Raw genomic sequence first — 24,622 nt, forward strand, 5'->3', positions numbered from 1 at the left:
AGCGACTAAAACAGATCTCCAGTCTGAGTTCGATCTCATTCAGCGACGGCTTTATAACCTTCGCTGACAACTTCATTTTCAGCTCAGCCTTACACGCTAATTTCCCCTTATGTTCGGGTGATCGGTTCCGGCTTACCAAACAGGTAACCTTGGAACGCTCGGCAGCCGATAGCAATCAGCAACTCCAGTTGTTCGCGCTGCTCCACGCCTTCGGCTACAACCTCCAGACCGAGGTTTTCCGCCAGGGTGACTACGGTACGGGCGATGGCGCTGTCGGTGCTGTCGGTCAGGATTTCGTCGACGAAGGACTTGTCGATCTTCAATTGATCCAGCGGCATGTGCTTGAGATAGCTCATGGACGAATAGCCGGTGCCGAAGTCGTCCAGTGAAAAGCGCACACCGATCTGGCGCAGTGCCTGCATCTTGCCGATGGTGACCGTCAGGTCGTGTTGCAACATGGATTCGGTGATTTCCAGGCGCAGGCGGTTGGCCGGTGCGCCGCTGCTGGCCAGCACTTGTAGCACCTGCTGGACGAAATCGGGCTGGCTGAGCTGGCGCGCGCTGATATTCACGGCAATGGTCCAGGCCTGGCGCATGGGGTCGTGCTGCCACTCGGCCAGCTGGCGGCAGGCTGTGTCTAGCACCCACTGGCCGATAGGGATGATCAGGCCGCTTGCCTCGGCCAGGGGGATGAACTGCGCCGGGGATACCAGGCCGCGCTGCGGGTTTTGCCAACGCAGCAGGGCCTCAAAGCCGAGGATTTGCTGCTCGGCGTCGACCACCGGTTGGTAGAACAGGCGCAGCTCATCCTGCTCCAGGGCCAGGCGCAGGTCACGCTGCAACTGGGTGCGATGGTTGATCTCGCTCTGCAGGGCGTTATCGAAGAAGCACAGCTGGTCGCGCCCGGCATCCTTGGCCTTGTACAGCGCCATGTCGGCCTGCTTGATCAGTTCGTCGGCGTTCTGCAGCGTGCCATCGAACAACACCACACCAATGCTCGGAGTGATCTGCGCCATATGCTCGTGGAGCTGATAGGGCGCGGACAGCACCTGGCGGATCTTCTCGCCAGTATCGCTGGCATGGTGCATGGCGCTTTCCTGGCTGTTGCCCAGCTCTTCGATGATCACCACGAACTCGTCGCCACCCAGGCGCGCCACCGTGTCGCTCTGGCGCAGGGTGCCCTGCAGGCGCACGGCCACTTCCTTGAGCAGCTGGTCGCCGATCGGGTGGCCGAGGGTGTCGTTGATTTCCTTGAAGTGGTCCAGGTCCATCAGCAACAGGGCGCCGTGCTGATTATGCCGTTGGCTGTTGTGCAGGGCGCGGATCAGGCGTTCGCTCATCAGGCGGCGGTTGGCCAGGCCGGTGAGGGCGTCGTGCAGGGCCATGCGCTGGGCGGCTTCTTCGATGCGCTTGCGCTTGGTGATGTCGGCGCGGATGGCGATGTACTGCTCGGGCAGGCCATCCTTGCCGATGAAGGGCATGATGGTGCTCTGCACCCAGTACAGCGAGCCGTCCTTGGCGCGGTTGCACACCTCGCCACTCCACACCTCGCCATGGCTGATGGTGCGCCACAGGTCCTGGAAGAATTCGCGTGGATGATGGCCGGAGTTGATCATTTTGTGGGTGCGGCCGACCAGCTCGCTGCGGGCGTACTGGGAGATGGCGCAGAACTTGTCGTTAACCTGGGTGATTACTCCGCGGGCATCGGTGATGGCGACGATGGCGTGGGCATCCAGGGCGGCCTTGATCTCGGCGATTTCACGCAGTGAGTCAATCAACTGTCGGCGATTGTGCTCGCGTTCGCTGGTGTCGGTGAAAATCGCCAGCACCCCGGCTTCGCGGCCGCTGACCTGGCGTTCCGGCACCACCAGGCAGGAGGCATAGGCGCTGTTGCCGTCCGGGCGGACGTATTCCAGATCCAGGTCACTGCGCACGCCTTCCAGGGCTTTAAACAGATGCGGTTTGATCTGCTCAGCGACGTCGCTGAGTAGCAGGTCGCTGATGGTTTCACCGATCAAGTTTTCCGGATGGCGATCCTGGCTGCGGATTAGCGTCGGGTTGGCATAGCGCAGGTGCAGGTGCTCATCCAGGCGGGCGATGCCAACCGGCAGGTTGCTCAGCAGGTTGTGCAGTTCGGTTTCCTGTTCGCGAATGCGCTGCTCACGCACTTCCAGCAAACGATAGGGTTTGCGCACGGCAATCTGGAAGGCAGCCAGGTAGAAGAAGCAGTAGGCGGCCACCTTATAGATGTGGCCGAACAGGTTGATGAATTCCGAAGTCGTTCGGTATTGGGTAAACGCCAGGCCGCCCATCGCGGTAATGAAACAGGCCGCGCCCAGCCATAGATCGCGGCTGCTCTGAGTCTTGCGGCTACGCAGGAAGAACCACAGGGCCAGGCCCAGGTTGGCGACGCACAGGATGAGTTCGCAGGTGTTCTTCAGTGGCGTCAGGCCGCTGCCGGGGATATAGCTCAGCGGCAGCCATTGTGGGCGCTGAGTGGCGATCAGGAACAGGGCGGCGACCAGGACAATGCCTGCTATCAGCCAGGCATTGCGGCTGCCGGGTAGGCGCAACGACAGGGCTGCCAGGCAGAGAACGGCCACCTCGACCGCACGGCTGCTGAGCCAGAAAAAGATCGCCGTGTTGGTACTGCCATCCACCACCAGCCCCGGCATGCCGGCGAAATACAGGGTATGCAACATGTCCAGGCCGGCCACGCTGGCGAAGCCGAAGACCAAGGTCTGGGCTATGGGCTCGGCGTCATGATCAGGGGTATTCCAAGCAATAGTCACAATCATCAGCGAGACGCTGATGGCGAACATTTCCAGCAGGATATGCACCGAGAGGTAGTCGGCCGGACGGGCAGTGAAGATGGCAATCGGAGGCAGGCTCAGGGCCAGGGCCATCAGTACCAAGGCCAGGGCGCAGGTGCTCAGAGCCAGACTGCGGTGGTTCAGATAGAGAGGCTGCAAGGCGTTATCCGGGGGCGCTGCTAGCGCCCGTTGTGCAGGATTATTAACTGTTGAAACGCTCGACCAGCGCGTGCAGGGAGCCTGCAGTGGACTGTAGCTGGCTGCCTAGGCGCGCGCTATTGCCGGTGACTTCGGCATTGTCGTTGGTGGCCTGGGAAATCGAGTTGATCTGCCGGGCAATATCCTCGGCGACCAGGCTCTGCTGTTCGGCAGCAGCGGCCATTTGCTCGGCCATCTGGTGGATATTGTCGACGGTCTGGCTGATGCCTTGCAGCGATTGTTCGGTTTGCGCTACCCGCGCCACGCCGTTACGCGCTTCCTCGCTGCCGGCGCGAGCGACGCTCAAGGCACGTTCGGTTTCCTTATGCAGGCCCGTGATGATGCCCTGGATGACGTCGGTAGACTGGCGGGTCTTGGAGGCCAGGGCGCGCACTTCGTCGGCCACTACGGCAAAGCCACGGCCCTGCTCACCGGCGCGGGCTGCTTCGATGGCGGCATTCAGGGCCAGCAGGTTGGTCTGCTCGGCAATCGCGTGGATCATGCTGGCGGCTTGCTGGATGGAAGCGGTTTCATCGGCCAGTGACTGCACCGATTGGCCGATGCCATCGACAGTCTGCGCCAGTTGCTCGATGACCTGGCGGCTTTGCTGCGACTGCTGGGCGCCGGCCATAGCCAGTTCACTGGCCTGACGTGCTTCCTGAGCGGTTTGCTGGACGTGGCTGGAGACCTGATTGATCGACGCGGCCATCTCGTGCATCGCCGTGGCGGCCTGGTCAGCTTCATTGCGCTGGGCCTGCAGGGCACGTTCGGCCTGCTCGTTGAGGCGGCCGTTTTCCTTGGCCAGGGCGGCGGTCTGGTCGGCGAAATCTCCCAGGCGGCAAAGCGCCGTGCGAATCCGTGCATCCTCGCTGATCAGTGCCAGGTGCAGCAGCGCCAGTGGCCCGGAGGCATCGCTGTAGGTGCGGGCCACCAGCGGGCTGTCGAATGTTTTTGGCGCTACTGCACGAGCCCGGCCGAGCAGCTGGCTGGAGTTGTGCAGGCTGGCAAAACCCTGCAGCCCAAGCAGGACCAAGGTCAGCAGCAACGCCGTGCCGGGCAATTCCAGGCTCCAGAGCGCCGCGCCGCTCACTACACCGAGCAGCGGCAGCACGAAGAAGCGTGCCAGTTGCGCGAATGCCTCGCCACGGCCGATGGCCGGGCGCCCCTGGTTCAGGCGCGCGTAGAGCGCTTCGGCACGGCGCACCTGATCGCTGTTGGGTTTGCTGCGCACCGACTCGTAGCCTACGACCCGGCCGCTTTCCTGGATGGGCGTGACATAGGCGCTGACCCAATAGTGATCGCCGTTCTTGCAGCGGTTCTTGACGATGCCCATCCAGCTGCGTCCGGATTTTAGGTAGTCCCACATATGAGCGAACACGGCAGGCGGCATATCCGGGTGACGCACTAGGTTGTGCGGGCTGCCGACCAATTCCTCGCGGGTAAATCCGCTGATCTCGGCGAACTCGTCGTTGCAGTACGTGATGATCCCGCGGGTATCGGTGGCGGAAATGAGGTGCTGTTCTGCTGGGAAACTGCGTTCGCGGCCGCTGAGTGGTTGATTGATTCGCATGGGGAGGGCTCACCTGAATGATAGGCACATCGATAGCCTGGGAGGCAGTGGGTCTAGTCGGCTCTGTAAGCTGATCGTTTAGTCAAACTTTTTCACATTAGCAGGCACCCCTCTTGATGCTCCCCCCATAGAGGGGGGGCTAAAAGACAGGTGAACAGCCTGCTAGTCACAACTGTCGAAGAGTGCTCCCCCTTGATAGGTATTAGGGCTGGCAAACAGTTGTCGACCTGCGGCGGCAAAAGTTGAGTGCAGCACCTGGCCTTTCCGGTACGGTGCTGCCCCTATGTCTTACTCCGAACTCAGCGTTGAAGAGCGCGTCATTTAAATCGGTCATGCCCAAGGTTTCAGCCTGCGTAGGATTACCTGCTTGATCACCCGATCCCCTTCGACCATCAGCCGGGAGCTGCGCCGCAATCGAGATGCCTGCGGTTGTTACTCGGCCCGTGCGGCCCGGCAGCAGATGCAGGCCCGCCGCTAGGTTTGTCGACCGATGCGAAAGCTGTTGCTGGGTAGCGAGCGCTTCGAGTTGGTGGCCCATCTGCTGCGTGAGCGTTTGTCTCCCGATCAGATTGCCCGCAAGCATGCGCAGCATGAAGACTCCCAACCTCAGAGAGGCCTACGTCTGTCGCAAGACGATCTATAACGCGATCTATGCCCTGCCGGTCGGTGAACTGCGCAAGGAGCTTATCATCTGCCTGCGCCAAAGCAAGACGACGCGCAGACCGCGCTATGGCGGTGTGGATCGGCGCGGCCTGATCCCTGAGATGGTCAGCATTCATGTGCGTCCGCCGGAGATCGAAGACCGGCTGATGCCGGGGTATTGGGAGGCGACCTGACCAAGGGTAAGGCTAACGCCTCGTCTGTAGGCACGTTGGTGGTGCGCGCCAGCGCCGACCCACAGAGAGCAGTTCCTGGTAGATATGGTGATATTGCACCGTGTTGCGCGGTCGGCTACCAGGCAGCGGCGCTTTCGGTCGGCCAGTTCACTTTGATGGTACCGCTCGGGTGTGGGATTTCCAGACAGATAGTCGATGACGCGGAATCCGACTTTGTCCCAATAGCCTGCAAGGACAGAGGAATGAAAGCAGGTTGCAGCGCCATGGCTTTCTGCGTGTGCACTCGGATCCATTTATGGACGAGGTTTGCGTTGAGGCTGTGGCTCAGCGCAACGCTGGCAATCGAGGCCCCGGGCTGGGCGCACTCTTGAATAATCTGGGCCTTGAATGATTTGGAGTAGGAACGGCGTTGTGGCTGCATGAAAGACCCGCTTAAAAGGCTAGAAATGGTGTCCACTTAAATCAGGTGGACACCATCGCCTTTGGCGTCGGGGCCAGGAAGGTGTGTTGGCCGGACGGATACCAAGCTCGGCCAGTCGTATCCGATCATCGTGTCGCTCCTCCAGCGCCTGAAGCACTGCCCGCATACGCGGATCAGCTCCCTGCGGTGTTTTCAGGCCCAGCAGTCGCCTAACCTCCTCACGAACTAGATGAGCAGATACCTCCGGCGTTTCTAGTAGCTGCTCGATGGCAAACGTATTGCCGACAGAGATCGAGACCAACTGGGCGGCCGATATACAGCTCATAGCACGAGCCTCTTCCGACAGCGCATCAAGGTATATCGAAAGCACTTCAGTGCCTTCAATCTGATGCAGTGTGCCGGCCTTTATGCAGATGGCCGGTGCACTAAGCGCCTGACTCGGCCCTCGCACCGTCACTTGACCGCTAAGGCCAATGGTCACTTGGTGCGCCATATGGCTGTGCCGATCATGACTGCCGGCGCGCCCCAAGAATATCCCCAGCCCTGGCGATACCCAGGCTTTTCCACGCCAGCAGACACCCTCGGGAATGACCATTTAAGAGCCTCAGGCCTTTGTGTCGTGCTGATGTTCGATTTTGTGAATTTCGGCCTGAAAAGCCTCATCGAGCAGGCTCGGCTTCTTGCGCCAAGGCTGGCGGTCAGGCTTGCGCTGCGCGGCGTACAACACAATTTCACCGCCTGTGATAGTGACAAAGCTTTGTGCTTGTCGCTCAAGCTCCGCTCTTAACTCGTCTTTGGTCATGACGACCCTATGATGGTTGTTGGGGAAATTCCATGTGGAAGGCGGTGATGCCATTGCAGGAGGTGCACCAGATCTTTCCTTTATGGGACTCAACGATTGATCGAGTAATGGCCAAGCCAAGCCCGGCATTACTCGGACTGCCTTCACGGCGAGCCGGGTCTACTCGATAGAAACGGTCGAACAGTTTATCCAGGTGCTCCGGCTTGATGGTTTCGCCTGGGTTCTCGACGATGAGCGTGATAGCACTTGCAGTCGACTTTATCGTTACCGAGATCGTTTTCCCTGCAGGTGTATAGCGCAGTGCATTCGACAACAGATTCGAGATCGCCCGATCCAGCATCAGCTTGTCACCCAGCACGCTGCCTGAACCGGTCACAACCAACTGGATGCCATGCTCATCAGCTATTAGGTGGTAGTACTCAAACAGCTTGGTGACTACCTCGCTGAACTCAATGCGCGTCTGCTCGGGAATGATCAAGCCGTTGTCCGATTTAGCCAGGAACAGCATGTCATCGATCATGCGCGACATGCGTTTCAGATCCTCTAAATTCGAGTAGAGGTTCTCTTCATAGGCTTCGAGGTTGCGTTTTTGGGTGAGTACCACCTCGGTGTGCGTCATCAGGTTGCTGAGAGGTGTGCGTAACTCATGAGCGATATCGGCAGAGAAATTTGAGAGTCGAACAAATGCGTCGTCGAGCCTGGCAAGCATCGCATTAAACGAAGTAACCAACTGCTGAAGCTCAAGGGGGACGGGCTCAAGGGGGATACGTTCTTTCAGTGACCTCGCCGACATTGACGTAGCAACGAAGGTCACCTGCCGCAGAGGTCTCAACCCACTACGCGCCACAACCCAGCCCAACGCAGCGCTGACCAGTGCGCTAATGACCAAGCCAAGCCAGAACCACCGCTGCAGCGTTTCAAAGAAATGCACATGATTGGTCACGTCAAGGATCAATAGGGCCGTAAGGAACGCGGGCTGATCAGGGGTCGAAACCTGCGCAGTCATACCCCTGTACATGTGCCCGTTCTCCTCCCACTCCCACATACCGTGATCAGGGTTGAGGCGGTACTTTTCGGGAACATTGAACGCTTGTGGCTCGGCAAAAAGTACGGTGCCGTCGTTTGCAAGGATGACTGCAGCCAGGTCGTGGTGAGCTCCTAACAGCACTTTCAGCTGAGGCAACACTCCTTCAAGGTCTGCATGGCTCCGTGTATTACTCAGAATCTGCTGAGTTGATTCGAGCTTCTCATCCAGTGTCTGTTGGTCGAGCATCATGAAGTGATGTCGACTGAGCTCATTAAAGCTCAGGCCCGCCACTGTGAGGACTGCAATCACCGCAAGCATGAACATCAAGCTCATGCGCGCGGTCAGTGACAGGTGCTTCATTCCGACTCCGGAGCATCAAGCATGTAACCCATGCCGCGGGCGGTATGAATCAGTTTCAGCTCGAATTCATCGTCAATTTTCGCCCGCAAGCGCCGAACAGCGACTTCGATAACATTGGTATCGCTGTCGAAATTCATGTCCCAGACCTGGGAAGCTATCAACGATTTCGGAAGGACTTCGCCGCGCCGACGCAGCAGTAGTTCGAGCAACGCGAACTCCTTCGCCGTCAGGTCAATTCGCTTGCCACTGCGTACGGCACGTCGCTTCAGCAGATCAACTTCAAGGTCGGCTATTTTCATGGTGGTCTGCGTGGGCGAACTATTACCGCGGCGGAGCAATGTCCTGACGCGGGCTAACAGCTCAGAGAAGGCGAATGGCTTGACTAGGTAATCGTCCGCCCCCAGCTCTAGACCTTTCACACGATCCTCAACACCGTCACGTGCCGTCAGAAATAACACCGGGACATCCTTCCCTGCGGCCCGAATCATCCGTAGCACTTCCCAGCCATCCAGACCCGGCATCATTACGTCCAAAATCAGCAGGTCATAGGCTTCGCTCAGTGCATGCTGAAGCGCATCCGTTCCCGTCATAACGCGGTCGACGTTGAATCCAGCCTCAGTGAGACCCTGTTGCAGGTAAATGCCTGTTTTTGGTTCGTCTTCAGCGACCAGAAGTTTCATGCGGGCTGTGTTCCCAAATTTTGAGTGGCCTGAGTGTGCAGTCAAATCCCCCTCCCAACCAGAAGCTTACGCAAATGTAATCCTAGCCTCAGCTCTCTGTCAGGGTGCCTTGTCTAGGGTGCAGACATGAGCACTAGGTTGTGCTCTTGGCCCTCGAATGAATAACAACCAGAGGTGCCCAGTCACAGCGTCAACTGAGGAGACTGCCCTATGAAACTGCTTAAACCCTTATTTCTAGCTGGTTCGCTCCTGCTTTCTTCAGCTGTTCTGGCAGAGGGAGGGAGCGACCGCATCTTCGAACGCATCGAGAGCATGCGCGACAAAGCCGAAGCGGTGCTGATTCAAGCGGAAAAGGCTCCCGCCAGCGAGCGCCATGTGCATATGAAGGAGCACATGAAAATGCTCGACGAGATGATGAGTCAGCTTCACAACGAGCATCCTGCTCCCGGCATATCTACGGAAGAACATCTCGCGTGGATGGAGCGGCACGACAAATTGGTTGATGACGTCCTCGCGCAAATGATGCGTGAGCACAAGCTGATGATGGCTGATAAAGAGTGCCACCCATAGGATTCCCCATCTTCAAGGCCTTCATGATTGCTCCTTTGGCCTAGCGGCACCTTGACGGTGCCGCATTTTTTCAAGCTGACTAATTTGTAGTTTTGGGGTAAGCCCCCCGGCAGGACGCGGGGAATAGCATGAGATTTCCAACCACCTCAGTGAGGTCTCATCATGAAACGTTCACGTCCACAACTGTTGGTCACAGCACTTCTCTTCGCAGCTGTAGCTCAAGCCTCTGCGCAAACTTCCAGCAGCGCACCCAGCATTGGCCAGCAGGCCCAAGCGACCCCCGCTACGCGTACCGTTTTCATCAAGATGGATGACATCAGCTACGGCCAGAAATCTATCGATGTGAAGCCTGGCGAAACTGTCCGCTTCGTGTTGAAAAATGAAGGAGCGCTGATGCACGAATTCAATATCGGTAAAGCCGTATCGCAACTGGAGCATCAACGCGAAATGGCTGCTTTGTTCAAAGACGGCACACTGACGCCAACAGGCAAAGCAACGTCAATTGTCTGGCGTGAACGATCAGGCTTAGGGGACTCCAATCCACCGGGCATTCCTGAAGTCGTTCAAGCGATACATGATGATCCCAACGCCATCCTTGTTGAGCCCGGAACTACCAAGGAATTTGTCTGGACCTTCCACGACACGGCTAGCCTCAACTTCGCCTGCACCCTCCCTGGACATTATCAGGCAGGGATGGTCGGTGAGTTCGTAATGCGTTGAATCAAAAGCCGGTGCCCCGGCAAATGCCGGGCCGCACCTGACTTTAGTGAATCTTTCAGATATGTAGTTTTCGCGTAAGGCTACTAACAGCACCGCCTGGTTAACATCAATCTCGTTCCCAACAACTCCATTTTCGAGATTTATTATGAAAGCCAAACTCGCTTCTTTGTTTATTACCACAACCCTGATTTTTTCCGCCTCTATAGCCATGGCTAGCCCGAGCCATAGTAAAAGCGATATCGGTCAGCCTGGGGGCTCCACAAAAGCGGATCGAACCATCGAAATCAGGATGGGCGATATCTTTTTCGAGCCGAAGAGTATTGATATCAAAACAGGAGAAACCGTCCGCTTCGTACTCAAGAATGAGGGATCGCTGCTGCATGAGTTCAACTTGGGCATGGCAGCCGCACATGCCGCCCATCAAAAAGAAATGGCAGCAATGTTTCAGAACGGCACGCTTTCTCCAACTGGAGCACAGGACATGAGCAACATGGATCATGCCATGGGCGGGATGAAGATGGTCGGCATGAAACACGACGATCCAAACAGCGTCTTGATCGAGCCGGGGGCCACTGAAGAACTGGTATGGACCTTTACCAACGCAACGGGGCTTGAGTTCGCCTGCAACATCCCAGGCCATTATCAATCGGGAATGGTCGGCAAAGTGAACGTACGCTAATCATTGAGTTCGGATTGATATACGTCAATTGCTGGGACGCAGTAGAGACTATTGTCATTTGCTGTCCCACCAATACTGCCTCAACTCAAACGAGGATCGAGCTATGGACCACTCCCACCACCCAGGCTCTGAATTACCATTCTGGAAAAGCAAAACTGGCATTGCACTGATCATGTTGGCTGTCATCGGCGTTTTTTATGTGGCCCGCGAGCATTTTGGCCACATCTCCCAGGCACTGCCTTACTTGATTCTGCTGCTGTGCCCGCTGATGCACATGTTCGGCCACAACCATGGTGGGCATTCCCATCAGGGTGGTGCTGATACTCCCAAGGACGACAACCGGAAGTAAGCCCTATGCACACCACCTCGCGCCAACTTGACCATGAGCATTCCAAGCATCAGGAAGACCAACATGGGAGTCAGCACGATCCGGTGTGCGGCATGGCCGTCAAACCAGACAGCCCATTCAGTGAGAGCCACGAAGGTCAGACATACCGCTTCTGCAGCGCGAAATGCCAGGAGAAGTTCAGGGCAGCACCTACCCGCTATGTAAACCCTCCCCAGCATGCGGAACACCAGCATCATGAAGCTGCGCCTCCCTCACCAGGGGCCACAAGGACGGCGGATTACACCTGTCCTATGCATCCAGAAATACGCCAGCCAAAACCTGGCAATTGCCCCATCTGTGGCATGACCTTGGAGGCAGTGATCCCGGAATTAGAGGAAGAGGAGAATTCAGAACTCAAGGATTTCTCCCGGCGCTTCTGGTGGACGCTCCCTCTTACGATCATCGTGACTGTCTTGGCTATGGCCGGCCACTCGTTAACGCTATTCCATGGCGCAACGCAGAACTGGGTGGAGCTTGCCTTGGCAACGCCTGTGACGCTGTGGGGTGGCTGGGTATTCTTTGCCCGAGGCATCGACTCGATCCGTAATCGCAGCCCGAATATGTGGACACTGATTGGCCTGGGTACAGCGGCAGCCTACCTCTACAGCGTTGCCGCAACCCTGGCCCCACAGCTGTTCCCCCAAGCCTTCTTCCAGGACGGGCGCATTGGCGTCTACTTCGAGGCTGCGGCGGTAATCATCTCCCTGACTTTATTGGGCCAGATGCTCGAACTCAAGGCTCGCTCACAAACCTCAGCCGCTATTAAATCGCTATTGGGCCTGGCACCCAAAACCGCGCGGCGCATCAAACCTGACGGCCAGGAAGAAGATATTCCATTGACCCATGTGCACCTGGGCGACCATCTGCGAGTACGCCCCGGCGAGAAAGTCCCGGTGGACGGTACTGTTCTCGAAGGCGAAAGCGCCGTCGATGAAGCCATGCTGACCGGCGAACCGCTACCGGTGACCAAGCGCGTTGGCGATACGCTGATTGGCACGACCATGAATACCCACGGCAGCCTGGTAATGCAGGCGCAGAAGGTGGGCGCCGATACCATGCTGTCCCAGATCGTGCAGATGGTCGCCAGAGCACAGCGCTCCAAGGCACCCATGCAGCGTATGGCTGATGCCGTAGCGGGCTACTTCGTGCTTGGCGTGATCGCCATCGCGATCCTCACCTTCTTCAGCTGGGGCTTGTTCGGCCCAGAGTCGGGCTGGGTATTTGGTCTGATCAACGCGGTTGCCGTACTGATCATCGCCTGTCCCTGTGCACTGGGTCTGGCGACCCCTATGTCGGTGATGGTTTCGACTGGCAAGGCTGCAACCAGTGGTGTCTTGTTCCGCGATGCCAGTGCCATAGAGAACCTGTGCAAGATCGATACGCTGATCGTTGACAAAACCGGCACGCTGACCGAGGGACGGCCTGTATTCCATAGCGCAGAAGGTGCCGGCCCATTCGAACCGAACGAGGTGCTCCGATTGGCTGCAAGCCTTGATCAAGGCAGTGAGCATCCGCTGGCCCATGCGATCGTTGATTACGCCCGCACCCAGGGTATTGAGTTGGCCAAGCCGGACTCTTTCGAGTCGGGCTCCGGCATCGGTGTGCGCGGCCAAGTGGAAGGTCGGCAGCTGCAATTGGGTAATACAGCATTGATGGCAGACGCCGGAGTAGATGCCACACCTCTGAGTAACCGGGCAGAGCAGCTCCGCCTGGAGGGCATCAGCATTGTCTTCTTGGCGGTGGATGGCGTTCTGGCAGGACTTCTGGCGGTCTCAGATCCGATCAAACCAACCTCCAGACAAGCAGTCACCAGGCTTCAAGAGGTCGATGTGAAAGTCATCATGGCCACTGGCGATGGGCTTACAACCGCAAGGGCTGTAGCCAGGGAGTTGGGTATCGAAGAAGTCCATGGCGAGGTTAAACCTCAGGACAAGGAAAAGTTGGTTGCCGATCTGCAGAGCTATGGCCGCCGAGTAGCCATGGCTGGCGATGGCATCAATGACGCTCCTGCGCTGGCTCGTGCCGATGTGGGTATCGCGATGGGAACCGGTACAGATGTGGCGATGAACAGTGCTCAGGTGACCTTGGTCAAAGGTGATCTGATGGGCATCTTACGGGCAAGAACATTATCCGTGGCCACGGTAAAAAACATGCGGCAGAACCTAGCCTTTGCCTTCATCTATAATGCCATGGGAATTCCACTAGCAGCAGGGGTGCTTTATCCCCTGACTGGCCACTTGCTGTCGCCCATGATTGCGGCATTGGCTATGAGCGTCAGTTCAGCATCGGTTGTATTCAACGCATTGAGACTGCGGAAAATCCGCATCGACTGAAATGAACGTGAATCTAAAGCCAGTTGACAGGTATCAGTAATTCCATCAACTCCGAAAGGACATCTACCAGCGCTAAAAAACAAGCTTGACCTTACCATCGTGTCAAGGTCGATGCTCAGGTTACGGCATCTATGCCGCCTAACCAACGAGGTGATTTATGTTCGCTCTACAGGTATCAGGAATGGGTTGTGGCAGTTGCGTCAGCAAGATCACAAAGGCAATTCAGGCGGTAGATGAAACCGCAAAAGTGGAGATTGACCGTGCTGCCGGTAAGGTATCGGTAGACAGCCAAGAACCCGCGGAATCTATCCGCAAGGTGATTCAGGATCTGGGCTATACCGCGCAGGTCAGCCCGTAAGAGCCGACTGAGTTGTGATCGACTCCTTTTGACACCCTCAATCCGAGCTTTTGCGAGCGATGAGGTCATGGCTTCAGGGCCATGACCTCATTTGAAACCCTTGATCTCAGACCAGTACCGCTGTCTGTGCCTCGATCAGAGTTTCCACTGCCGCATAGAGGTCAACTTCCGTTTGCTGAGTTTTGATCGAGACCACCAGACTGTACCTTACGGTGTCGTCATATCGCTGCTGCTTAACAAGCGTTTTCCACCACCCCAGTGCGGGATAGATACCAAGCATTCCCCGTCCTGCCAGTTCAGCTGCAGTGCCTCGCCAGATGTCCGAATGTAGGGAGCCTCGATGCCGTGTCTGGGTTCCGAGCAGCCAGTTCGGATCTGAGCCGCCACCCTGGTAACCACCTTCCTCTTCATCCCGTGCACGCTTGTTGATGCGCTGGCGGAACTGGTCACGATCTTCGTTTGGGCGGCTGACATCGAAGCGTAAGCCGTGCGACTCGTACCGATAGCGCCCCTTGATACCGCGCTCGGCTATGCCGGGGTTTGGCTCTACGAAGTAGGAAAGTGTCACTCGCATTTCCACCTCGATGTTGCCTAGGTTGAGCAGTTCCTCCTGCGGCCAGGGAAGCAGATGAAGATGCATATCCCGCGCGGTGGGCGGCTTGGTGCCCTGCCTCATGAACGGCCTGAGATGGTCCTCGACAATCATGGTCAAAGAGTCGCCGGCACTCCATAGGGCACGACTCAGATCTGGTACGCCAAAGCCGCAGTGTTTAACCAGATTCTCGTAGCCTGCCTTGGTGCCAGCAGCAAGGAAATCCTGCCTCATACGATCAGGCCACTCAGCTGAGTGCACGATTAGAGCTCGTACAGTCTCGGGCCATAACTGTGGGTAGTTCGTCGATACTTGTGCGGCCATGCGAGCTGCTAGCGCGGATGCTGCGCTGGTGGCGCTGGTCGTCGTCAAAAGCCGTTGTTCTGGTTCGTGTGCCGTGGTGACAAGGGAAAGACAAGGCTCGGTGTAGGCTTGTTGCCCGTCTGTGGCCAGGTTGCCTCCTTCGAACACTACATCGGGTTTCAAGGGCCAAGCCGAGTTGCTCCAGGTCCCCGAAGTCGTACTGTATGGGCTGAGGCTGCCTGCGGCAGCGATCGGGCGCAACCCAGGGTTGGGAGGGTCGATAGTGACCTTCTGGGTGTAAGCGCCTACGCACAATGCGTTCCAGGCCTGGGCCGGATCATGGATTCCGTCGGTGGTGGTGTTATGCGGGTAGTGCGTGGCCTGGTTCTTGTCCGCATTGCCGGCGGACACGACGATCAGTCGAGGGTTAGCTCTCTCTCCCAATACGTCGGATGCGAGTTCATCAACTGCTGCTGACCATGCGGAAGGGCGGCCGCGGTCTCGGTCGTCGAGGCTGGTGATCGCCATGCTGTAGACCCTGCGCACTTCCGGCTTGGCGGTATCCGGCTGGGTTACGGCGTCGATCATCAACGCGCCGTAGGGCTCCTTTTGATTTCCCTGGGCAGCGGGGAGCAATTTCACCGACTCAAGGCGGTGCTCGATCGAAATCGGGTTCTGCCCATTGAGAGGGTCAAACAGATCACCATAAAGGGCGATTCCTGCGAGCTGTGTGCCATGACCCGTAGTATCCGCAACACCCCAGTTGTGGTTGACGGTGTAAAGGTCATTCGCGTCAATGTGCTGAGCTAAGAGTGGGTGGCCCCGATTGACGCCGGTATCTAGAAGGCAGACGCGGATACTGTCGTCCCCTGCGGGGGTGGTTCGCTCAAGCAGGTTCTCGACCCATTCTCTTTGTTCTAGCGGCGCAAGGGCATCAAAAAACTCGGCGGTGTCCTTGGCTCTACGAATCTCGGCGACTTCGTTGAGCAGCAAGAGTGACCGAGTGATGGCTGCTCGCGAGGCGTAGACGTTGAGGACTGTCCGCTCAGGAAACTTCAGCACTTTTTCGGATGTATGAAAGCCACATGCTTCGGCAACCGACTTAAAGCGGTTCAGCACTGCTTCACGGCCTTCCCTGATAGGCAACCAGAATTCCCACCAAATGGTTTCGTTTTCATCTGGCGGCAACACTGCGGGATCATCAGTCCACAGGGCGTTGAAAGCTGCGACTCGGATTTCTTGGATTGGATTCAGGAGCGGAGCGTTGCGCGGACTCCCCTTGGAGGTCTCCACCTCCAGGTATTGCCTGACGAGGTTCTCAAAGGCTTTGAGCTGACCATCTGGAACGAATACCGTGGCGAAGTCAGTATTCGTGGCGGGGTCATGACGCAGGTTCATGAGCTCAATGCGCTGAGCGCCTCGGGCAAGGCCTTCGAATGCAAGCGCGTAACCCGGCTCACTCCGAAATTCGATTTGCAGGCCGTACCCACCTTCGGGCCTGTCTCCTTGTCGCATTTGCCTTTCAGATGCTTCGCGCTGCAGCTGAACTGCAGAGGCCATCTGACCGCTTACATGTTGGAGTTGAGCGAGTAGCTTTCCGCCATGAGCCCCTCGATTTGGCGTGGGGTAGCGAGGGTCTCGTGTTGCTGATGCTGTGGATCGGAACCGTTCGGGTAGTCCCTGTCCCTGGAGATGAAAGTGAGGCCGTTGTCCGTTGATCGATTCCGTCATCTAAATGCTCAACTACGTTAGGAGTGCCGTCTCCCGTGGAAAGTCTTCCGTTCTTCAAGGTGCCTTTCCACGTCCTTGACCGCCATCTCGGTACGGTCATGAATGATCGTGTCCTTGATCGCGTCGTCTGCCGCCCTCGCAAGTTCTGCATGGCTGAGCCCCTCTGCGACCTTGCAGAGTTTGTCCCAGCTGCGAATCGACTTGGAAAAGTTCGCTAGTCGATTCTTGAGCACAGCCTTGGTCTGTTCCTGATTGGGCAGTCCGTATTCGATAACATCATCGAAGCGTCGGAACAAGGCGTAGTCAAGAATTTCAGGGTGATTGGTGGCAGCGATGATCAGGCTGTTGGATTGGTCCTGCTCGATCATCTGCAGAAAGCTGTTCAGGACGCGACGGATTTCGCCCACGTCGTTGGCAAGACCACGCTGGGAACCGATGGCATCGAACTCGTCGAAGAAATAAATGCCGCGAGTATCGCGAATGGCATCAAAAATCTGACGCAGCTTGGCTGCGGTTTCACCCATGTACTTGGTGATGAGGCTATCAAGGCGGACGATGTACAGCGGAATACCGAGCTCGCCGGCAAGCGCCGAGGCGGTCATGGTCTTGCCGGTACCAGGTGGCCCAACCAAAAGCAGCTTGCGGCGAGGGGAGAGGCCGTGTGCACGAATCTTCTCGAAGTTGCGCTGCTCATTGATGATTCTTCCAAGACGGGCATGAGTGGCCTCGTCCAGAATCATTTCCGAGAAGCGGGTCTTTGGAAGAGCTACTGACAGTAGGTTACTCAGCTCGCCGCGAGGCTGGCCGATGGGCACCGGCTGCCCGGAAGGCAGACGATTTTTCTTGGCCGAATCAATTATGGCCCGCAAATCCTCTGCAAGCTTCCCGTGACCCTGCTTAGCCTCATGGGCCGCCATCTGCATAGCAACGGCAAGGAAATGCGTGTCATCTCCCTTGATATGCGAGCGCAGAAGCGCTTTCAGTTGTTCGCCGCTAGCCATGGTTTCTACCTTCCCGTAGGGGTTAGTTTAATCGTTAAGACCCGCTTCTGACCTTGAATACGTCAACTTTTATTCACACAAGCAATCAGTGTCTGGCCTGAGTTCAACGCAATTCATTTAACACCGCGGCCCTGCCAAGGGCGGTGGCCATCCAGCTGGGAAGGCTCGCACGGACCGAACCTAGGCTTTCCCACTCCACCTTCGCTAAGTGCCGCCGAAGTTTCTGGGCCGAATTTTCAGCCTGATCTTCACCCACCCAGGCCATCGCCCTGAGCGCATCCCCAGCTGGCGTCGCCCCCAAGGAGAACAGCCAGTAGGGTGCGTGCTGGAAGTAAATTGTCCGTGAGCCGACTACCAACCGCTTACTGCGTCCTGTGGTGAGGTACACCTCTTTACTCGAAGCAACTCGCGTCAACCCCATTGATTTCGCGGCCTGTGCGCCATCGAGCGAGATGCACTGCTTGCCCTGAGCGGCGATTGATTTCACCAATGACTCTGCCGACGGGGCTCTGGCCTGGTCTTTTTCACGCACCGGCGCAACGTAAATACCGCGCGCTATTCGCATCAGTTGCCCGGCTTTAGCCAAGCGACAAAACGCCTGATCAACCGCCGCACGACTACCAAGGTGAAGAAATTCCTTGGGCGCAAGAACTCCACCCTCGCTTAGGGATTGGTTGCGCTCCAAGATCGCTTGCGGGATCGATCGCATATGAAAGCTCGGCTCATATCAATGTCAGATATTTAATTATATTTCTGACATTTGAGCAACAGCCGTTCATCTTCTATCCCCAGGGTTGGGCTAACCGGCTCTTTCTCATTGAGCTACTGGTGTTCCAGGCCGCGCTGAACGTCACAACGGTGCGACGGCTAAAGCGGCACAGCTGCTCGCGCATGTGGAACAGGCGCGAGCAGCTGTCACCCAAAAGTTCTTAGCGTGCGGGCTCAGCCCAGAGGCTGATACGGGTTGCGACAGTGCCGGCGGCAGTTCGAACTGGAGCGTCGTGAAATAAATCGCCCACAGGCCTTGACCTTCCCACACAGGGAAGCTTGAAACTTCTCTTCAACAGAAACATTCAAGGGATATTTCAATGGCTTCCGTTGCCCAACAAGACGTCAATCCATCCATGTCCTCAGTCACTCGCCTGAGCCTGCCCGTCGAAGGCATGACGTGTGCTTCGTGTGTCGGCCGCGTCGAACGCGCGCTGAAAGAGGTCACCGGCGTGCAGATGGCCTCGGTCAATCTGGCCACCGAGCGCGCCGACATCACTTTCACGGGGTTGGCCGACCCGCAGGCGGCTGTACACGCCATCGAGAGCGCCGGCTACACCGTTCGCGAAGAGACCACCGAGCTCGCGATCGAGGACATGACCTGCGCATCATGTGTGGGCCGGGTTGAGAAGGCGCTCGCAAAAGTCCCTGGCGTGCTTGAGGCCACTGTCAACCTGGCGACAGAGCGCGCGCGGGTGCGCCACCTTGCCGGTGTCGCCTCCACGGCCGACCTTGAAGCAGCGGTCGAACAGGCGGGTTACAAGTCCCGACGCTTGTCCGCCGAAACGCCGACTGCGGGCGATCAGGACGCCGAGCGTCGCGAGAGTGAGGCTCGGGCGCTGCGGCGCGATCTGCTTGTTGCATCCATCCTCACCCTGCCAGTCTTCATCCTTGAGATGGGCTCTCACCTCATTCCCGCCCTGCACCATTGGGTGATGGGGGTCCTGGGTCAGCAGGCGAGCTGGTATATCCAGTTCGCTCTTGCCACCCTGGTCCTGTTCGGTCCAGGCCTGCGCTTCTTCCGCAAGGGCGTACCGGCGTTGCTGCGCATTGCACCCGACATGAACTCGCTGGTCTCGCTCGGCACTGCGGCTGCTTACGGCTATTCGGTGGTCGCGACCTTTATCCCCAAAGTACTCCCGCAAGGTACCGCCAACGTCTATTTCGAAGCTGCCGTGGTCATCGTGACCTTGATCCTGCTCGGACGAACGCTGGAGGCGCGCGCCAAGGGGCGAACGTCGCAGGCGATCAAGCGGCTAATCGGACTTCAGGCCAAGACCGCGCGCGTCGAGCGCAACGGCGAGACGATCGAAATAGCGCTCGATCAAGTGGCGACAGGTGACGTCGTGCTCGTTCGTCCGGGCGAGAAGATTCCAGTCGACGGCGAGGTCGTCGAGGGCACCTCTTATGTTGACGAGAGCATGATCACCGGCGAGCCGGTGCCCGTGTCGAAGGGAGCGGGGGCAGAGGTCGTCGGCGGCACGATCAACAAGACGGGCGCTTTCAGTTTCCGCGTAACCAAGGTCGGCGCGAACACGATGCTCGCGCAGATCATCCGCCTCGTCGAAGAAGCGCAGGGTTCCAAGCTGCCGATACAGGCGCTGGTCGACAAGGTGACCATGTGGTTCGTCCCGGCCGTGATGGCGGCGGCCGCGCTGACTTTCCTGATCTGGCTGATCTTCGGTCCGGACCCGGCGCTGACCTTCGCGCTCGTGAATGCGGTCGCGGTTCTCATCATCGCCTGTCCTTGCGCCATGGGGCTGGCCACGCCGACCTCGATCATGGTCGGTACTGGCCGCGCGGCCGAATTCGGCATTCTCTTCCGCAAGGGCGAAGCCTTGCAGGCGCTGCGCGATGTGAGCGTGATCGCTCTCGATAAGACCGGCACACTGACTAAAGGACGCCCCGAGCTCACCGACCTCGTTCCCGCCGAGGGTTTCGAATACAACGAAGTGCTGGCTCTCGTTGCGGCGGTCGAGACCCGCTCCGAGCATCCAATCGCCGAAGCGATCGTCGCAGCCGCAAAGCAGGCGGATTTCACGCTCGCACCCATCGAGAGCTTCGACGCGACACCAGGCTTCGGCGTGTCGGCAAAGGTCGCCGGTCGGACAGTAGCTGTCGGCGCGGACCGGTTCATGACGCAGCTCGGCCTTGATGTGTCGAGTTTCCTGCCAACCGCCCGGCGTCTTGGCGAGCAAGGCAAGAGTCCGCTCTATGCCGCGATCGACGGCCGCTTGGCGGCGGTTATCGCGGTCGCCGATCCGATCAAGGAAACGACGCCCGCGGCGATTAAGGCGCTGCACGCGCTCGGCCTCAAAGTCGCGATGATCACCGGTGACAACACAGCTACAGCCGCGGCGATCGCCAAGCAGCTCGGCATCGATGAAGTCGCTGCCGAGGTCTTGCCCGACGGCAAGGTCGCAGCACTGAAGAAGCTCCGGATCAATGGCGCGCGAGTCGCCTTCGTGGGTGACGGTATCAACGACGCGCCGGCACTCGCAGAAGCGGACGTTGGGCTGGCCATCGGAACGGGAACCGATGTGGCGATCGAGGCAGCTGACGTAGTACTGATGTCGGGCGACCTGCGTGGCGTGCCGAACGCCATCGCGATCAGCCAGGCAACGATCCGCAACATCAAGCAGAACCTGTTCTGGGCCTTCGCCTACAACGCCGTGCTGATTCCGGTCGCGGCGGGCGCGCTCTACCCGGTGAACGGCACGCTGCTTTCGCCGATCTTCGCTGCTGCCGCGATGGCCTTCTCCAGTGTCTTCGTGCTCGGCAACGCGCTCCGACTCAAACGTTTCCGGGCACCTATGACGGTCGAAACCAGCACCGCGAACTCAGTAAACCTGGCGGTATCGACCAAGTCACGCCGGGTGTCCGAGCACTGATCTTGGCCCGAAGCACCTCTGCACTGAACACCAATACAGGTTAAGGAAGGAACTGCATGCCGAAACTTATTCACACGGAGATCCGGGTGACGGATATCAATATTTCACTGCGGTTCTACCAGCAAGCCTTTGGACTCAAGGAAACCCATCGCATTGAGTTTGACGATTTCTCCCTCGTCTATCTGCGCAATTTCGAGAGCGAGGCTGAAATCGAACTCACTTGGAGCAGCGGACAGGCCGAATACAGCCACGGCAGTTGTTACGGTCAGGTCGCGTTCGTCGTCGACGATCTGGGCCTGCATTTCAAACAGCTTTGCAACCTCGGTTTAAAGCCTGCACCCATCAAGGAGTTTAAAAGAGGAGACGAGCTGCTGGCCCGCTCCTTTTTTATTCAGGACCCCGACGGCTACAAAATCAAAGTTCTCCAGCGAGGCGGGCACTACCAGTAAAACCAAGTACCAGCAGTCCTATGCCAGTAACGAAGGCGGCGAGGAACAGGCCGAAATAACCGGATAACGCCCACATCGGCTAGGCGTTCAGGCCGACCCAGCCGTGGAAGCCGACGTAAATCCCCACACCAATGATCAGTACGCTGGATAGGTAAGGGGCGCGACGCGCCACAGCACCCAGCCAGGGCCAACGATTGGATGCCTGGCGTGCGCCGATAGCAGCGGCAGCACCAACGGTAACCAGAGTTATGGCCAGGCCGATGCTGAAACACAGCACCAGGACGGCACCCAGGGCGACTTCTTTCACTTGCAGGCAGAGCAGCAGCACGGTGATCGCTGCCGGGCAGGGAATCAGTCCGCCCGTCAAACCGAACAGGATGATCTGGCCGGTGGTGACATTGCGGTTGCTGAAGCGCTTGCGGATGTCGTTGGCATGCGCCCGTTCATGGGCATCCTGGTAGCCCTCCAGCGACAGTTCCAGTCCCTCCAACTCGGAATGATCATGCTCATGACCGTGGCTGTGCTCGCGGAACTCCAGGTCATAGTCGTGGGAGTGATCAGCATGGCCGAGGCTCAGGCGCGCAGTGAACTCATGGGGCTCGGGAACCTCGTCCAGTGACTCCAGGTAGTCACCCCGGTCGACGAAGCGAAACTGCTGGGCCAACCCATCGTGGCGAGTCGTCAGCAGGCTCACTTCGGCAGCCGGCCAGACATGGCCACTCAAGGCCTTCAGACGCCAGTGCGGAGGGATGCCTTCTTCGAAGATCGACAGCTCGATACGCCCGTGCCCGGTATCGATGCGCTGCGTTTCATCGTGGTGGTGCTCGTGTTGATGCTCATCACCTTCCTCGAAGCGCCACATCTGCTCGCCACGCCAGGTGCGCCAGAGCATCCACAGGGCGATGGTGATAATGATGGCGGCGGACGCGAGCTGGAAATAAGGCTCGGTAGTTTCGGCATCTAAATTCTGCCCTAGGTACATGCCGCCCATGGCCACCAGCCAGACTACGGCGGTGTGCGAAAGCGTTGCGGCCAGTCCCAGCAGAATGGCCTGCTTCACCGTGCCACGAATGGCCACGATAAACGCCGCCATCATGGTCTTCGAATGCCCAGGCTCCAGGCCGTGCAAGGCACCCAGCAGGATGGCGCTGGGGAAGTACAGCCAGGCCTGCGAGGCCCCCTGTTGCAGCAGTTCGGCGAAACTCGACATGGGAGGGGCCTAGAGGTACTTGGTGATTTGCTTGAAGTCTTCGAGTGATGCGCGCTCGCCTATCGCAAGCGCTTCGACCGTATGTTCCAGGCAGTGGTCGATATGGTCTTGGATAAGCACACGCTTGGCCTGGCAGACGGCTTTTTCCACGGCATGCAGCTGCTGGGCGATGTCTACGCAGGCACGGCTGTCTTCGATCATGGTGACGATGCTGCGCAGGTGGCCCTCCGCACGCTTCAACCTTTTGATGATGTCGCCATGACTTTGGTGCTGGTGGCCGTGTTCGTGATCGCTCATGTCTTGAGTCTCGTGCGTCGATGAATTACGCTCGCATGCTATCCCCCAGGGGGGGATATGGTCAAACCGACCACCCCTCCAGAAAAGCCACCCGCTTAGGCATCGAAAGAACCACAACATGCTCAGCAATCCCATCAGCACCAAGGTGATTTTTACCCTTGCTCTCGCCATATTGATGGCTTGGGCTGGACATACCTCTGCGCTGTTTATGGGATCGAGCCAGCCTTCCTTGAGTGGCAATGACGGTGCTCATTCGCATGCGCATGGTGACGAGACGCTGGCCTGTGCTGCGTACGGGGATCACTGCCACTCGCCGCTGACCGCCGACCATCTGCATGAAACACCACACCTGACTGCGCTGCTGAGCATCAGCACGCTGCCAGAACGTGCGCAGCCGATACCCGCCCCTCGCTACTCCATTCCTCCAAGCCCGATCTTTCTGATCGAGCGGCCACCGCGTGCCACATTCGTGCTCTGACACAGGCCGCTGTGCGGCCCAAGACCCCTTTAATTTAGGACTCAACCATGCATTCGCTATCTTTGGGCGCAATGGACGCATCTGTCGTGCGCCCGAATCGCTCGTTACTACTGCTGCTGCTGTTCACGGCATTGCTGTTTCTCGGCATGCCTGATGCGCTGGCCCACGCTGTTGCCGAGGGCGACAAGGGCTTTATCCAGGAAAGCTCCGGGGTGATGGTGCTGCCGTTCATCTACATGGGCGCTAAGCACATGATCACCGGCTACGACCACCTGCTGTTCCTCTTCGGGGTGATCTTCTTTCTCTACCGCCTGAAGGACGTGGGGCTCTACGTCACGCTGTTCGCCGTGGGTCACACCGTTACGCTGCTGTTGGGCGTACTGGCGGAAATCAACATCAGCTCCTATGTGATCGACGCCATCATCGGTTTCTCGGTGGTGTACAAGGCGCTGGATAACCTAGGCGCATTCCAGCGCTGGTTCGGCCACCAGCCGAACACCAAAGCGGCCACGCTGATTTTCGGCCTGCTGCATGGCTTTGGTCTGGCGACCAAGATCCAGGAGTACGAGATCTCGGCAGACGGCCTGATCACCAACCTGATCGCCTTCAACGTCGGCGTCGAAATCGGCCAGCTCCTGGCCCTGAGCGCCATCCTGATTGTCATGGGCTACTGGCGACGCACCGCCAGCTTCTGGCGTCATGCCTACACCGCCAACGTCGCCATGATGAGCGCCGGTTTCCTCTTGATGGGTTACCAGCTCACCGGCCTGATCGTCTCTCAGTAAGGAATTTTCAGCATGTTCAATACCAAGCTTCCGACTCAAAGCGAATTGCCGACCAGCCGCCAACTGCTGCGCTCCACTGTGATTGCGGTGGGCGTTGCCGCTGCCTTGCTCGTCACAGTGGTGATGCCCTCTGAGTACGCCATCGATCCCACGGGTGTTGGTCGCGTTCTCGGTCTGACCCAGATGGGCGAAATGAAGAAAACCCTGGCCGAAGAAGCGGCAGCGGATGCAGCGGTTCAGCCAGCTGCGGCTCCAGTCGCTCAAGCTCCCGCGCCTGTTCAGCCGGTAGTTCAAGAGCCTGTTGCAGCAGCACCTGTGGCCGAACCCGTAGCTGAGCCTGAGCCAGCCCTGAAGTCGGATGA

Annotated in this window: 21 protein-coding genes and 2 pseudogenes; 12 read left to right on the forward strand and 11 right to left on the reverse strand. The window is 58.1% G+C overall.

Going from position 1 to position 24,622, the window contains the following annotated elements; all coding sequences use genetic code 11:
• Positions 1–107: 107 nt before the first annotated feature.
• Entirely contained in the window at positions 108–2,972 is a 2,865-nt protein-coding gene (locus Q8O69_RS02700; RefSeq protein WP_305589361.1) for an EAL domain-containing protein, read from the reverse strand.
• A gap of 43 nt (positions 2,973–3,015) precedes the next feature.
• Entirely contained in the window at positions 3,016–4,581 is a 1,566-nt protein-coding gene (locus tag Q8O69_RS02705) for a PAS domain-containing methyl-accepting chemotaxis protein (protein ID WP_305589362.1), read from the reverse strand.
• Positions 4,582–4,906: 325 nt separating this feature from the next.
• Between Q8O69_RS02705 and Q8O69_RS02710 the strand changes: the two are divergent.
• Positions 4,907–5,470, forward strand: a pseudogene (locus Q8O69_RS02710) (IS30 family transposase); the annotation flags it as partial.
• A 62-nt stretch (positions 5,471–5,532) separates the two neighbouring features.
• Here Q8O69_RS02710 and Q8O69_RS02715 read toward each other — a convergent pair.
• The 4 genes from Q8O69_RS02715 to Q8O69_RS02730 form a co-directional block, all read right to left on the reverse strand.
• Positions 5,533–5,838 carry a transposase gene (locus tag Q8O69_RS02715; RefSeq protein ID WP_047302739.1) on the reverse strand — a complete coding sequence of 102 codons (306 nt, stop codon included), beginning with the start codon at positions 5,836–5,838 and terminating at the stop codon, positions 5,533–5,535.
• Between the two features lie 604 nt (positions 5,839–6,442).
• Positions 6,443–6,640: a hypothetical protein gene (locus Q8O69_RS02720; RefSeq protein ID WP_305589365.1), complete on the reverse strand. Its 198-nt coding sequence runs from the start codon at positions 6,638–6,640 to the stop codon at positions 6,443–6,445.
• A 7-nt stretch (positions 6,641–6,647) separates the two neighbouring features.
• Positions 6,648–8,027: a heavy metal sensor histidine kinase gene (locus Q8O69_RS02725; protein WP_305589367.1), complete on the reverse strand. Its 1,380-nt coding sequence runs from the start codon at positions 8,025–8,027 to the stop codon at positions 6,648–6,650.
• On the reverse strand, positions 8,024–8,707 hold the full coding sequence (locus Q8O69_RS02730; protein ID WP_090250649.1) for a heavy metal response regulator transcription factor: 684 nt from the start codon (positions 8,705–8,707) through the stop codon (positions 8,024–8,026). Before Q8O69_RS02730 ends, Q8O69_RS02725 begins: the two co-directional genes overlap by 4 nt.
• Before the next feature lie 210 nt (positions 8,708–8,917).
• Here Q8O69_RS02730 and Q8O69_RS02735 point away from each other — a divergent pair, with 210 nt between their 5' ends.
• The 6 genes from Q8O69_RS02735 (at position 8,918) to Q8O69_RS02760 (ending at position 13,755) form a co-directional block, all read left to right on the forward strand.
• Positions 8,918–9,277, forward strand: a complete 360-nt coding sequence (locus Q8O69_RS02735; protein ID WP_090250653.1) for a co-regulatory protein PtrA N-terminal domain-containing protein — start codon at positions 8,918–8,920, stop codon at positions 9,275–9,277.
• Positions 9,278–9,439: 162 nt separating this feature from the next.
• A complete protein-coding gene (locus Q8O69_RS02740; protein ID WP_305589370.1) occupies positions 9,440–9,997 on the forward strand; it encodes a plastocyanin/azurin family copper-binding protein in 558 nt (185 codons plus the stop codon).
• Positions 9,998–10,142: 145 nt separating this feature from the next.
• Positions 10,143–10,676 carry a cupredoxin family protein gene (locus Q8O69_RS02745; RefSeq protein ID WP_305589371.1) on the forward strand — a complete coding sequence of 178 codons (534 nt, stop codon included), beginning with the start codon at positions 10,143–10,145 and terminating at the stop codon, positions 10,674–10,676.
• Between the two features lie 103 nt (positions 10,677–10,779).
• A complete protein-coding gene (locus Q8O69_RS02750; RefSeq protein WP_305589372.1) occupies positions 10,780–11,025 on the forward strand; it encodes a DUF2933 domain-containing protein in 246 nt (81 codons plus the stop codon).
• A 5-nt stretch (positions 11,026–11,030) separates the two neighbouring features.
• The gene (locus Q8O69_RS02755; RefSeq protein ID WP_305589373.1) at positions 11,031–13,397 is read left to right on the forward strand and encodes a heavy metal translocating P-type ATPase; all 2,367 of its coding nucleotides are present in this window, start codon (positions 11,031–11,033) and stop codon (positions 13,395–13,397) included.
• A gap of 157 nt (positions 13,398–13,554) precedes the next feature.
• Positions 13,555–13,755, forward strand: coding sequence for a heavy-metal-associated domain-containing protein (locus Q8O69_RS02760; protein WP_305589374.1), 201 nt, complete (start codon positions 13,555–13,557; stop codon positions 13,753–13,755).
• A gap of 106 nt (positions 13,756–13,861) precedes the next feature.
• Here the strand turns inward: Q8O69_RS02760 and Q8O69_RS02765 are convergent, their stop codons facing one another.
• The 3 genes from Q8O69_RS02765 to Q8O69_RS02775 all read right to left on the reverse strand — a co-directional run bounded on the left by Q8O69_RS02765 (position 13,862) and on the right by Q8O69_RS02775 (position 18,091).
• Entirely contained in the window at positions 13,862–16,210 is a 2,349-nt protein-coding gene (locus Q8O69_RS02765; protein ID WP_371136035.1) for a S8 family peptidase, read from the reverse strand.
• A 188-nt stretch (positions 16,211–16,398) separates the two neighbouring features.
• Positions 16,399–17,382 (reverse strand): AAA family ATPase, encoded by a 984-nt coding sequence (locus Q8O69_RS02770; protein WP_170050652.1) that lies wholly within the window; start codon positions 17,380–17,382, stop codon positions 16,399–16,401.
• Positions 17,383–17,485: 103 nt separating this feature from the next.
• On the reverse strand, positions 17,486–18,091 hold the full coding sequence (locus tag Q8O69_RS02775; protein ID WP_170050651.1) for a DUF6088 family protein: 606 nt from the start codon (positions 18,089–18,091) through the stop codon (positions 17,486–17,488).
• A 379-nt stretch (positions 18,092–18,470) separates the two neighbouring features.
• On the opposite strand from Q8O69_RS02775, the gene Q8O69_RS02780 reads away from it, so the two are divergent.
• Both Q8O69_RS02780 and Q8O69_RS02785 read left to right on the forward strand, forming a co-directional pair.
• Entirely contained in the window at positions 18,471–21,041 is a 2,571-nt protein-coding gene (locus Q8O69_RS02780; protein ID WP_170050650.1) for a heavy metal translocating P-type ATPase, read from the forward strand.
• A 56-nt stretch (positions 21,042–21,097) separates the two neighbouring features.
• Positions 21,098–21,490, forward strand: coding sequence for a VOC family protein (locus Q8O69_RS02785; protein WP_170050649.1), 393 nt, complete (start codon positions 21,098–21,100; stop codon positions 21,488–21,490).
• Positions 21,491–21,569: 79 nt separating this feature from the next.
• On the opposite strand, the gene Q8O69_RS02790 is transcribed toward Q8O69_RS02785, so the two are convergent.
• Both Q8O69_RS02790 and mreA read right to left on the reverse strand, forming a co-directional pair.
• The gene (locus Q8O69_RS02790; RefSeq protein ID WP_305589377.1) at positions 21,570–22,700 is read right to left on the reverse strand and encodes a nickel/cobalt efflux transporter; all 1,131 of its coding nucleotides are present in this window, start codon (positions 22,698–22,700) and stop codon (positions 21,570–21,572) included.
• Between the two features lie 9 nt (positions 22,701–22,709).
• Positions 22,710–22,997, reverse strand: coding sequence for a metal-sensing transcriptional repressor MreA (gene mreA, locus Q8O69_RS02795; protein WP_045733414.1), 288 nt, complete (start codon positions 22,995–22,997; stop codon positions 22,710–22,712).
• Positions 22,998–23,115: 118 nt separating this feature from the next.
• Between mreA and Q8O69_RS02800 the strand changes: the two genes are divergently transcribed.
• The 3 genes and pseudogenes from Q8O69_RS02800 to Q8O69_RS02810 form a co-directional block, all read left to right on the forward strand.
• Entirely contained in the window at positions 23,116–23,475 is a 360-nt protein-coding gene (locus tag Q8O69_RS02800; RefSeq protein WP_170050647.1) for a hypothetical protein, read from the forward strand.
• A gap of 47 nt (positions 23,476–23,522) precedes the next feature.
• Positions 23,523–24,260, forward strand: a complete 738-nt coding sequence (locus Q8O69_RS02805; protein WP_305589379.1) for a HupE/UreJ family protein — start codon at positions 23,523–23,525, stop codon at positions 24,258–24,260.
• A 12-nt stretch (positions 24,261–24,272) separates the two neighbouring features.
• Positions 24,273–24,622: pseudogene (locus Q8O69_RS02810) on the forward strand (transmembrane anchor protein); the annotation flags it as partial.

Origin of the sequence: Pseudomonas sp., assembly GCF_030690725.1 — a bacterium.
GTDB lineage: Bacteria > Pseudomonadota > Gammaproteobacteria > Pseudomonadales > Pseudomonadaceae > Aquipseudomonas.